This is a genomic window from Luteolibacter sp. SL250 (genome assembly GCF_026625605.1).
Taxonomy (GTDB): Bacteria; Verrucomicrobiota; Verrucomicrobiia; order Verrucomicrobiales; family Akkermansiaceae; genus Luteolibacter.
In genome coordinates this window covers 2,868,820-2,880,524 of record NZ_CP113054.1, presented here as the reverse complement: position 1 = coordinate 2,880,524, position 11,705 = coordinate 2,868,820, and the positions used below count along the sequence as shown (strand labels likewise).

General features: G+C 59.6%; 11 protein-coding genes. 4 read left to right on the top strand and 7 right to left on the bottom strand.

The features are described from left to right. Window positions 1–63 precede the first annotated feature (63 nt). The 7 genes from OVA24_RS12730 to OVA24_RS12700 form a co-directional block, all read right to left on the bottom strand. Window positions 64–942, bottom strand: a complete 879-nt coding sequence (locus tag OVA24_RS12730) for a hypothetical protein (RefSeq protein WP_267670203.1) — start codon at window positions 940–942, stop codon at window positions 64–66. 60 nt (window positions 943–1,002) lie between these two features. Further along, window positions 1,003–1,317, bottom strand: a complete 315-nt coding sequence (locus OVA24_RS12725) for a hypothetical protein (protein ID WP_267670202.1) — start codon at window positions 1,315–1,317, stop codon at window positions 1,003–1,005. Continuing rightward, window positions 1,314–2,540 (bottom strand): SorA family sulfite dehydrogenase catalytic subunit, encoded by a 1,227-nt coding sequence (locus OVA24_RS12720; protein ID WP_267670201.1) that lies wholly within the window; start codon window positions 2,538–2,540, stop codon window positions 1,314–1,316. The genes OVA24_RS12725 and OVA24_RS12720 overlap by 4 nt, the downstream gene beginning before the upstream one ends. A 115-nt stretch (window positions 2,541–2,655) precedes the next feature. Beyond that, a complete protein-coding gene (locus tag OVA24_RS12715; RefSeq protein ID WP_267670200.1) occupies window positions 2,656–2,994 on the bottom strand; it encodes a hypothetical protein in 339 nt (112 codons plus the stop codon). 5 nt (window positions 2,995–2,999) lie between these two features. Then, window positions 3,000–3,659 (bottom strand): hypothetical protein, encoded by a 660-nt coding sequence (locus OVA24_RS12710; RefSeq protein ID WP_267670199.1) that lies wholly within the window; start codon window positions 3,657–3,659, stop codon window positions 3,000–3,002. A gap of 63 nt (window positions 3,660–3,722) precedes the next feature. Continuing rightward, the gene (locus OVA24_RS12705; RefSeq protein ID WP_267670198.1) at window positions 3,723–4,001 is read right to left on the bottom strand and encodes a DUF1841 family protein; all 279 of its coding nucleotides are present in this window, start codon (window positions 3,999–4,001) and stop codon (window positions 3,723–3,725) included. Next, on the bottom strand, window positions 3,998–4,918 hold the full coding sequence (locus OVA24_RS12700) for an RluA family pseudouridine synthase (RefSeq protein WP_267670197.1): 921 nt from the start codon (window positions 4,916–4,918) through the stop codon (window positions 3,998–4,000). Before OVA24_RS12700 ends, OVA24_RS12705 begins: the two co-directional genes overlap by 4 nt. Before the next feature lie 77 nt (window positions 4,919–4,995). On the opposite strand from OVA24_RS12700, the gene OVA24_RS12695 reads away from it, so the two are divergent. The 4 genes from OVA24_RS12695 (at window position 4,996) to OVA24_RS12680 (ending at window position 11,614) form a co-directional block, all read left to right on the top strand. Further along, window positions 4,996–7,365: a serine/threonine-protein kinase gene (locus OVA24_RS12695; RefSeq protein ID WP_267670196.1), complete on the top strand. Its 2,370-nt coding sequence runs from the start codon at window positions 4,996–4,998 to the stop codon at window positions 7,363–7,365. An 18-nt stretch (window positions 7,366–7,383) separates the two neighbouring features. Next, the gene (locus tag OVA24_RS12690) at window positions 7,384–7,983 is read left to right on the top strand and encodes a GNAT family N-acetyltransferase (protein WP_267670195.1); all 600 of its coding nucleotides are present in this window, start codon (window positions 7,384–7,386) and stop codon (window positions 7,981–7,983) included. 200 nt (window positions 7,984–8,183) lie between these two features. After that, window positions 8,184–9,596, top strand: coding sequence for an RNA-binding domain-containing protein (locus tag OVA24_RS12685; RefSeq protein ID WP_267670194.1), 1,413 nt, complete (start codon window positions 8,184–8,186; stop codon window positions 9,594–9,596). 143 nt (window positions 9,597–9,739) lie between these two features. Continuing rightward, window positions 9,740–11,614, top strand: coding sequence for a site-specific DNA-methyltransferase (locus tag OVA24_RS12680; protein WP_267670193.1), 1,875 nt, complete (start codon window positions 9,740–9,742; stop codon window positions 11,612–11,614). Window positions 11,615–11,705 lie beyond the last annotated feature (91 nt).

Below are 11,705 nucleotides of genomic sequence, written 5' to 3'. Positions count from 1 at the left end.
ACGGGCAGCTAGCAAGGATTCCTGCGAGGGATGCCGCACATCACATAATGAATGGATCTGCAATCATCTCGTGGAGCCGATGTTCTCGCTCTCCCATTTTTTGAGGGCCGCCACGCATTTGCCGCAGACGAACTCCCTGCTTGTTTTCACGTCATCAATTACACAGCAGCCGCCTAGGACATACTCCCTCCAATGCGGAAACTGATCTCTCTCCAACGATGGAGACGGGAATGAACGCAGGTCCGGATAACCGTAGCTGATCGGCAGATCCCGGCGTTCCATTTTCTCATGATGGACTTCACAGACCGTGCGGTCGAAGATCACCACTCCCTCGCGCTGGATGGTGAGGATTTCCTGCATCCACATGATATCCGGCGGCTCTGGCGGGTGTCTCTGCCCCATAACGGTGATCATGCCGTTCTCCGATCGCGTCCACGGGCTGTCGTAGTGGTGTGGTGTCTCCTCAAACGTGAATCGGTAGGATTGGTCCGCAACCAACAGGTCGGCCGGAAACCGATGTTCATTAAAGGATACCTCAACTACGGAATCCACGAGCACAATCCTCATGGAATCATCCCGATGCTTCATCTCTGGTCGGGAGTCGACCACCGATACCTTCGGCGGAGGGATCGAATACACCGCCGTTCTCGGCAGCCATGGTTCAACGTCGATCCACTTCGTGGCGATTTTCCAGTTCGTGAGCAGGAACAGCACAGCCAGAATCCGGATCACCCAGTCACCCCGGAATAGAGAGAAACCGAGGAGGGTGCTGCCGATCAGGGCAGTGCTGATCGACAGGGCAAACAGCCCGTGGTAGTCCTCGCCCATCGGCAGTACGTAGTTGGCTGCCAGCCATCCCATGGCGAGAAAGGGAATGCCGATGAAGAGGGGGAGCCATGGATTCCTCATCAATGCGCTGAAGCATCTTTTGATCGGTTTCATACCTTTCCAACCGGTATCTTCCGCATTTCGTCGCGGATGGGTCAATCACCGACGCACCCTTCAAGGTTTGCCGAAGTGGGTCGTGAGATACTCTGTAAGATCCGGCACCGAAGTCTCCGGAATGGGAGCGCCGAATTTGTCCCGCATCTTGACGACCGTGGCTTCCCAGAACTTCCGGGGCATCTTGGGTTGGGTGGAAATGTATTCGGTGGAGTGGCAGGTCAGGCAGTAGGAGGCGAAGAGGTCCGCGCCCTTGCCGGCCGGGAATGACGGGTTCTCCTTAGGCAGTTCGATCCGCCGCTCTTTGGCACCGAGCAGGCAGATGCCCGTGGAGATGAACAGGGAGAATGCGATGAATGTCAGCGACCGGCTCATGCCACCTCCAGGTTGAGGGTTTCCACGACGTTGCGCATGTAGCCCGGCGGGTTCCACAGCGGGTCCAGAGGCTGGCTCTGGCCCACCCGGTTGAAGGCGCGGACTTTCCAAACTGCGGGACCTTTCACCACCGGAGGGATGGTGATCCGCCATTCGCGGAATGAGTATTTCCCCAGATCCTCACCCAGCTTCGCGGGACGCCAATTCATCCCGCCGTCGGCGGAGACCTGCACGTCGGTGATCCCCTCGCCACCATCGAAGGCGATGCCGCGGACATCCGCGGGCCGGCCAGCCGGAACCACACCGCCATCCACGTGGCTGGTGATGAACGAGCGGACATTCATCCGGTTGATGGGAATGGTGGATGCAGGCGTGGTGCCAGGCGGCACACACGCATTCGGCGTGTCCGGGATGCGGTAGGCGGTCTTCATCCAGAAGCCCTCGAAAGGCGCGTCCAGCACGGTGATGGAGTTCAGGTGCTTCACCCAGTAGGTGGCGTAGTAACCGGGCACCAAGAGACGGAGCGGAAATCCATTCAGCATCGGCAGGTCTTCACCATTCATCCGGTGAGCGACGAGGACCTCACCCGCCATGACCTGTTCGACATCGAGCGCCTTCACGAAGTCCGGCGTCCCGGGCATGATGGCGGTGTCCATGCCATCGAAGGAAACCTGCTTAGACGCAGGATCGAGCCCTGCTTTCTCCATCAGATCCTTCAGCCGCACGCCGGTCCAGCGGGCATTGCCCATGGCTCCATGGCCCAACTGGCCGCCGCCCACCCGCGGATTCGAGAAGCCGCGGCTGTTGCCGGAACATTGCGCGACGGCCACGGTCTCCACCTGCTCGAATTTCGTGCGCAGATCATCCAGCGACAACTGGAGCGGATGCTTCACCGTGCCTCCAACGGAAAGGCGGAATGCATCCAGATCGATGGACAAGGGGATGTTCGAAAGATGGTAGCGGACGAAGAACGCATCGTTCGGTGTGAGGACGCTTTCGTTGAAGACGGTGAACGGGGTTTCAAGTTGGGGCGGACGCGAGGTCAGCAGGATGAGCGGGCGTTTCCCCGGGTAGGATACCAAGGGGCGCGCTCCATTGTCGAAAGGAAGGAGGATGCCTGCCGTCTCCGCAGCCTGGAGCCAGCGGGCCCCGGCGAGAGTGGCGGCTGCCACTCCCAGATGGCGGATGAAATCACGGCGCGTGGTCGCGTACGGTTCGATCATCGTAGTGTGTGGATTTCAGGCACATGCATGGCATGCGACCTTCGCCCAATTTCCGAAACAACGGCGGATGAGGCAATGCCCCGGTTTGTAATCGCAGGCGCCGATGTTTGAAGCATCACCGGTGCTTCGCCAGCCATTCCACATGAGCGGCATCGCATCCCTTGCACACCTTCAGGGTGGCGGATTTCTCCGGACCGATCATGTAGCCTCCTTCGACACTGCGGGTGCGGTGTGGAAAAAGGCGGGCGGTTTGCTCCGTGGTGGGGTCGCCCTTTCCAGGGGCCGGAGGAAGGCCGTAGGAGATGGCGACCTTCCTGGTTTCCAGCGGCAGATGGTGGACTCCGCACACCTTCGCATCACGCGGTTCCCGGAAAACCGATCCGCTGCTAGGGGAACAGGCTCCAGCGCACAGCATGGCGATCAGGGAGGCGATGAAAGTCATGCTGCGTCTCATGGCGGTCAGTCGGTGGGTTCCGGATTTGCCTTCCGCCAGGCTTCGTAGGCGGTCCTGCATTCCGGACAGATATACATGGTCTCCGTTTTCTTGCCAGGCATAACGATGCAACCGCCCAGCACATAGTCACGGCGATGGGGGAACAGCTCCTTTTCCTGTTCCAGCGTCGGCAGGCCTCTCTGGACGCGGATAAGGCCATAGGTGATGGGGACCTCCCGCCGCTCCATGCGGCATTTGTGGAGCTCGCACACCTCCATGTCGAACAGCGCCACATCCCCGTCCACCACGCGGATGAGGACCGGCGTCCAGAAATAGTCCGGAGCATTGTTCTCCTCCTTCGCCCCTTCCTCCCGGATCCTCACCAGGCTCGGCAAGGGCCGTTCCTCGACGGTGAACATGTAGGTCTTTCCCGCCTCCAGCACAAAGGGGAAGGGGGACAGGCGGCGGCCCGTATCATGGGATGCGTAGAAGAACTGAAAGCTCTGCTTCCCATCCGAAATGTACAGACGCTCGCCGCCATCCCGCGCCGAGGTCTCGATGCGGGCGGGCACGGTGAACGTGTGGCTGCGGATGGCGGGCAGGCCCGATGCGTCCTCCGCGGCGATGGCGGATCCGCTAGCCAACAGCGAGGCGATGGAAAGTCCGAGGAAATGCCGGCGTTTCATAGTGGGTGGAAACGCGGCACGGGCGGATTTCTTGGGGGCATGATGCGAGCCCCGCAGGCCGGACTACTCCTCCTCGCCCTCTTCTTCGTCGTCCTCTTCCTCGTCCGCGAATGGCAGTTCCTCCAGCGCGGCGCGGTAGGCCTTTTCATCGAAGGGCTTCTTCGTCCGCATCACCTCGTCCATCTGCTCGCCCAGGCAAATGGCGATCTGCGTCTTCGCATCGGCTTCCCCGATCTCCAGCTTCACCAGCCGGTCGAGGGCCTTGCGGACATAAGGGGTCTGCGGGGAGACGAGCTGCTGCTCGACGGCGATGAGTAGATCGGGAAGGAGGTCGTTGTTCATGGGAGCGGAGCTTTGGAGGTCCAGGGTTCGAACTCCGCCGGGATGGGGGACTCGAACTTCAGCGGCTGGCCGGTGATGGGGTGGTTGAAAGCGAGGCGCCAGGCGTGCAGCATCAGCCGCCCGGCATGGACCGTGTTCTTGTTGGACTTTCCGTAAATGGGATCGCCGACGAGCGGTGCGCCCTTGTGGTGCATGTGGACGCGGATCTGGTGGGTGCGGCCGGTGTGCAGGTGGCACAGCACCAGCGCGGTGACCGTGGCGGCATCCGTGGCCAGCACCTCGTAGTCGGTGATGGCCGTCTTTCCTCCGGGCGGGTTCACCACCGCCATCTTCTGGCGGTTCACCGGATGCCGGCCGATGTGGGTGAAGACGGTGTCCTTCCCGGGTTTCGGCACGCCATCGGTCACCGCCAGATAGATCTTCTCCATGGTGCTGCGCTCGGAAAACTGGGTCACCAGCGATTGGTGGGCGGGGTCGGACTTCGCCACCACCAGGCAGCCGGAGGTGTCCTTGTCCAGCCGGTGGACGATGCCCGGCCGCTCGACGCCGCCGATGCCGGAGAGCTTTCCCTTGCAGTGGTGGAGCAAGGCGTTCACCAGCGTGCCGTCCGGATTTCCCGGGGCAGGGTGGACCACCATCCCGGACGCCTTGTTCAGCACCAGCAGGTCGTCGTCCTCATACATCACATCCAGCGGGATGTCCTGCGGCTGCGCCTTGTCCGGCACGGCTTCCGGCAGGGCCACGGAGATACGGTCCCCGGCCTTCACCCCATCCCGCGGTTTCGCCGGGTTCCCGTTCACGAGGATGAACTGGTCGCGGATGAGCGTCTGGATGCGCGAGCGCGAGAGGTCCGCGAGCTGCGCCGCCAAAAAGGCATCGAGCCGCTCCCCGGAGTTCGTTTCGACCTGGATTTCCACTGGCGGGAGTCTTTCCGGGAAAAAACTTCGGACAAGTTTCAAGTTTCCAGCCGCAGGGCACGTAGATAGAAACGCTCATGCCGGAACCGGAGCAGACCATCACCAACTGCGGGACATGCGGAAACGCGATGAACGTCACCGCGGTCGCTCCCTTTTCCAATGTGGAATGCCCCACCTGCGGGGCGAAGGAACGGGTGAAGACGGAGTTTGGCCACTACACGCTCACCCGCAGGCTGGCGGAAGGGGGGATGAGCCTCGTTTTCGTGGCCATGGACAACACCCTGGGCCGCGAGGTGGCGCTGAAGATCCTCAACGAAGCCTACTCCGCGGATGAAAAGCGGATCGCCGCGTTCGAGGAAGAGGCCCGCATCACCGCCTCCTTCAGCCATCCGCATGTTGTCCGTGTGTTCACCACCGGCAGGGCATTCGACCGGTTTTACATCGCGATGGAGCTCGTGCCGGGAGGCCATTTCGAGCACCAGATCCGGGAGAGGGGGAAGATCCCGGAGGCGGAGATCCTGCCCTTCGCCGTGCAGGTCGCGGAGGGTCTGGAGGCTGCGCGCGCCGCAGGGCTGATCCACCGTGACATCAAGCCCGGCAACATCCTGCTGGATGCCCAGGGCAACGCGAAGATCGTGGACTTCGGCCTCGCCCTGCTGACCAAGGACGGCAGCGCAACGGCCCAGGAAATCTGGGCGACGCCCTACTATGTGCCGCCGGAGACCATCGAGGGCCATCCGGAGGATTTCCGCTCCGACCTTTATGCCTTCGGCGCGACGCTCTACCATGCCCTTGCAGGAAAGCCGCCGTGCGATGAGGAAACCATGGCCACGGACAAGCTCCGCGAAGCGAAAAAGCACATCAGATCCCTGAGGACCGCCGCCGCGGATGTCACGGATGACACCTGCGCCATCGTGGACAAGGCCATGGCCTATGCCCGTGAGGCGCGGTTTTCCTCCTATGAGGAGATGATCTCCCAACTGAAGGTCGCCCAGTCCCGGCTGAAGAAAGGCAGATCACGCACCGGGGCAACGCGCGCCGCGGCCCGGAAAAAGGAATGGATCGCCATTGGTGCGGCCGCCACCGTGGTGCTGGCAGCCGTGGTAGCCGGCGTGGTCTGGGTTCTCCGTGAGGAACCGGTCATCAAGCAGGAGGAATCGGTCATCGCAGCCCAGGAAATCACCGAGGGCAATGCGGGCAACACCGCCATCGGCCAACTCTACCGCGAGGCACGGCAGGCGATGGAAAATAGGAAATATCCGGAAGCCGCCCAGATCTTTGTCGCACTCAGGGAAGACGATGAAGTGCAGGAGCCCACCCGTAGTTGGGCGGGGGTTGAGGCTGCCGTCGCCACCTTTCTGGATGGAAGGAACGAAGCCGCGCGGAAAGAAGCACGCCTGGCGGCCGCACACATCGGCAAGACCGAGCTTGCCGAGCAGCGCTCCGGGGACCGGTTGGTGCGGACCCTTGCAAAATTGGACGTCATCGAACCGATGGAGCCGTTCGCACCTGCCGAACCCGACGCGGCCTGGGCGCTGACGATGATCCTCGGCGGATTGAAAAACTGGGAGCAGGGGCTCACCGATTCCGCTGCGAAAGACTTTTTCGATCCGTTGGCCCAGGCACGATTCAAGCCAAAGGACCAGTGGGTCCAGATCTACCAGAAGATTTCGAAAGACTATCTGGAGGACCACCGGCTGCTTTCCGACAAGGTTTTCGCCTCCATTCCGACTGAGAAATCTGCCTGCCTGGCCGCCATCAGTACCTGTGAAAAACTCCTGCCGGCGGTCAAAACCCAAGGGCGCACCCGGTTCAACATCCGCGCCTTCCAGCTCGACCTGCGTCGGCAGATCGCCCTGCTGGAAGCGGTTCCGGATAAGGCACCCGAGGTGGCCGAAACCGCCCCTGCGGTGTCCGATTCTTCGGCTGATCCGATGCTGAAGTTCCAGGAACTCACCAAAGCATGCCGCTTCCGGGAAACGGCGGATTTCCTCAAGGCGCTCACCGCCGATCCGCCGGGCGCGAAGCGTGATGCCTTATTGGAAATCAATGCACTTGCGATTGATTTTCTGGAGTTTTTGGAACAGGAAATCAGCGGCAGTTTCCAGCCGGTCCAGCTCCGCTTGCGAACTGGCGAAGCCATCGATCAGGTGAAAATCACCGCTCCCGGGCAGCTCTCCGGCATCGCCCCGGGCGGGCAATCCGGCCAATACGGGTGGGGGGATATCGACCCCGGATCCGCCGTCCAGTTCTACCGCACCACCTACTCACGCAGCCGGACCGCGGAGACGGAAAAGCTGCAGCCGCGGCATGAAACGGCCATCGCCTACGACTGGCTGGTGGGGGACCGGGCACGGGCCACCGCCGCCGCCGACCGGCTCTCGCTGGACAATGAGACTTTCAGGAAGCGCTGGGAGACCTTGGTGGCTGGCCTGCCGAAAGGGTGATCCGGATTGTCACAAGTAATGATTGAGGTCTTCAGTGCCGTGGGGGAATCGCTCCAGCCGCATCTGGTGGATGCGGCCCGGCTCAGAATCGCCGTTTTCCGCGAATATCCCTACCTCTACGATGGCACGGAAGAGTACGAGCGCGGCTATCTGGCCGCCTATGGAGAGTCCAAGAATGCCGTGATCGTTCTGGCGGTCCGTGACGGCCGTGCCGTCGGTATCTCAACGGGCCTGCCGCTGTCGGAAGCCGACGGAGCGTTCCAGCAGCCGTTCCTGGACGCAGGCTGGGACATTTCCACGGTGTTTTATTTCGGAGAATCCGTCCTGGCGCAGGAGGAACGTGGCCAAGGCATCGGGCACCGGTTCTTCGACGAACGGGAAAAGCACGCCGCCAGCCTCGGCTACGCGGTCACCGCATTCTGTGCCGTCGTGCGCCCGGACGATCATCCATTGAAGCCAGAAGGTTACCGGACCAACGAAGCCTTTTGGACAAAGCGGGACTACCGACAGGTGCCCGAACTACAAGCAGAGCTGGAATGGCAGCAAGTGGACTCAGAAGGGCTTGAAGTCCGGAATCGGTTGGTCTTCTGGGTTAAGGGCGGGAATCCGGCCACCTGAGGTCGCCAATAGTTACTTGTTACAATGTATGTAATGCGGAATCCATCATTGAACGCCGCGATTCTACCCTTAGAAGGGTTTGGATTGATTCCCCGTCTTCGGGTGCTATGCGTCATCCATCTGCCATCTGCCTAAGCATGATTGCTTTTACAGGTCCGCGGAGTTCCTATCATCTTTTGGCGCTTTCAAATTTATCCCCTATGCAGACAAAGCAGATACCTACCGAGGAAGCTCTCCGCTATTGCTCGATCGAGGAAGGGCATTTTTTTGATCGCAAGGCTGCCGAAATTAAGGGGGCGAAAGTTCAAAAGATTGCCGTCGCATTCGCCAACGCCGACGGCGGAGAGTTTTGTATTGGCGTCAAGGATGAGAAGCAAGAGGCGGATCCCCAAAAGAGATGGGCAGGCGCAGAACACATAGAGGACTTCAACTCCCATATTCAGGCTCTTTCTGAAGTGAAGCCGACTCTTCCAGTGACCTTCACATTTCTTCGTAGCCCCCTCTCTCCGAATTACGTTCTTAAGGTGGAGATCGAGAAGAGTACATCGGTACACGCGACAACAGACAAGACTGTTTATGAGAGGAGGGGTGCGGCCTCCCTTCCAGCAGATCCAGAACGAATTACTCAAATATCCTTTGAAAAAGGAGCTACATCCTATGAAGATTACACAGTCGAAAGCGGTCTCGCTGAGGATGTGGTAGACTCGAAGGAGATTGCTTCGTTTTTGAGTTACTATTCTCCCAGCACCGATCCGCTGGAGTTAGCCGCCAGCAAGAACTTGATTGATCGTAAGACTTTCAAACCAAGAGTAGTAGGACTACTTCTCTTTTCGGACGACCCCCCATCCCATGTCCCGAAGAAGTGTTCTGTCCGGATAGTTCGATATGAGACGAAGGAGGATGATCCAGAGCGTGATCAACTTGTCAGCAATATTTCCGTGGAAGGGAATATTTACAATCTGATTCATAAGACGGTAGATCAGGTGAAATCGATAATGTCTAGCGTCAAGGTTTGGACAGCCCAAGGACCGAAGGCGATGGAATATCCGCACGAAACTATCTGGGAGATCATTACAAACGCAATTATTCACCGCGATTACTCGATCTCAGATGACGTTCAAATTTTCATATTCAATAACCGGATTGAAGTGGTCAGCCCCGGGCGATTTCCGGGTTTCGTGACCAAGGACAACTTCCTTGATGTTCATTTAGCCCGTAATCACAGGATTGTAAATCTCCTTGGAAAATACAAGAATCCACCGAATCAAGATATCGGAGAAGGCCTTAATACGGCCTTCCGAAAGATGCGTGATTGGAAACTTCAAGCACCCCAAGTGCTGGAGGAAGGAAACTATATCCGTGTAATTATCCCTCACGCCAGTCTAGCGACACCGCAAGAGGCCGTCATGGAATTCCTCGATAAGCATCCTCAAATAACAAACGCACAAGGTCGGGAGATTACAGGAATTCGCAGTGAGAATGCCATGAAGTCTGAGTTCTATAAACTCAGAGACGCTGGGATAATTGAAATGGTCCCTGGTCTTAAAGGGAATAAGGCGGCGTGGCAAAAAACAGGGTCAGAAGCTCAATCTGATGGGACTCTATTCTCTTGATCAGAGCCCTCTCTGATGCTTCGAGACATCAAAGATCAATACGGCTCGGCATGCGAAACCCGTAGGTTGCCAAAACGGAACTTTGTCCCAGCCACCGCCGCGTGTAGAAAGCCGGTGCCTGGAACAAACCTGTTCCCGCCCGCATGGATCGCCTCGACCTCCAGACTCCTGACCTCACTGCCCGGAATGTGGACCAGATTGCCGCGTTGTTTCCGAACTGCGTGACGGAAACCACCGACGCCGACGGAAAGACCGTGCGGGCAATCGACTTCGATTTGCTGCGGCAGGAGCTTTCGCGGGATCTGGTGGAAGGTCCGCAGGAACGCTACCGGCTCGACTGGCCGGGCAAACGGGCGGCGCTGGCCTTGGCGAACTCCCCCATCGACCGGACGCTCCGCCCTGCCAGGCAGGAGTCGGTGGACTTCGACACCACCGGCAACCTTTACATTGAGGGCGACAACCTCGACGCGCTGAAGCTGCTCCAGGAGAGCTACCCCGGAAAGGTCAGGGTGATCTACACCGATCCTCCGTACAACACGGGCAACGATTTCATCTATGACGATGATTTCTCCATGAGCCGGGAGGAATATGCCCGCGGCTCCGGTGAGCCGGATGAAGAGGACGACGCCCTGTCCGCGACGAATGGCCGCACCCACTCCGGATGGCTGTCCATGATGTATCCCCGGCTGAAACTGGCGAGGAACCTGCTGGCGGATGACGGGGTCATTTTCATCAGCATCGGTGACGATGAGATCGCCAACCTGAAGAAGCTGTGCAACGAGGTCTTCGGCAGCGACAACTTCATCTCCCAGGTCACGAGGATCGCGAAACGGACTTCCGACAAGGGAACCCACTTCCGCCCGACGAAGGATTACATCCTGGCGTATGCGAAGAGCATCCGGGACCTGCCTGAGTTCGGCGTCAGGAAGGTCCGGGACATCGGCGATTACACCCGGTCCGAGAAGAACGGCCGGAGATACAAGAAGAGCGGGGCCTCCCTGTTCCAGCCGTCCCTGGATTCCCGGCCGAACCAGCGGTATTACATCGAGGCACCGGACGGCAGCCTGATCATTCCTCCCGGCAATGTATTCCCGGAGGAGCGCAAGGACGGGGCCAAAGTGAAACCCCTCTCCAATGCGGACAAGGTGTGGAGGTGGTCGGTGGACACCTATCTGCGGCAGAGGCACCTGCTCATCTTCACGCCGGCATCCACAAGAAACCCGCTGCTGGATGAGCATGGCAGGCAGTCGAAGTGGAACATCTACCCGAAGGTCTATTTCGACGAGGACGTCCAGGCGACGCTGCATCCAGAGGATGTCATCTACGACTACCCGAACTCCCAGGGGACGAAGGAACTCAAGGCGCTTGGCATCCCCTTCCCCTTTTGCAAACCCACGGAACTGGTGGCCTTCCTGTTGCGGCTGATCGACGGCCGGGATGCCATCGTGCTCGATTTCTTCTCAGGTTCCGCCACCACCGCCCACGCGGTCATGAAGCTCAATGCGGAGGATGGTGGCAACCGCCGTCACATCATGGTCCAGCTTGCGGAGCCATGCGATGACCGGAGCGATGCGCGGAAGGCCGGCTACACGACCATCGCGGAAATCGGCAAGGAGCGCCTCCGCCGTGCCGGAAAGAAGGTTCTGGAGGAATGGAAATCAAGCCGCCCTCCGGGAGAAACCCCGCCGGACACCGGCTTCCGCGTTTTGAAGGTCGAGAGCGACAGCCGCACGGATGAGGATCTGCTGTTCCAGGTGATGCTGGGTTGGGGTGTGGAGCTGGGTCTGCCCATCCGGGAGGAAACACTCGCCGGGAAGGAGGTCTTCTTCGTCGCGGAGAACGCACTGGCCGCCTGCTTCGCCACCGGGGTGGATGAGGCCCTCATCCGGGAACTGGCGGAACGTCAGCCCCTTCGCATGGTTTTCCGCGACACCGGGTTTTCCAGTGATGTGGCGAAGATGAACGCCGCCCGGCTTTTCAAGTCACTCAGTCCACGCACTGAGTTGAGAGCGCTTTGAGGGAGAGTCGTCGGAGCGCGGACTTCAGTCCGCCCCGGAGAATCCAGCCAGCAAAGCCAAGCGGACTGAAGTCCGCGCTCCATTCCCGCAG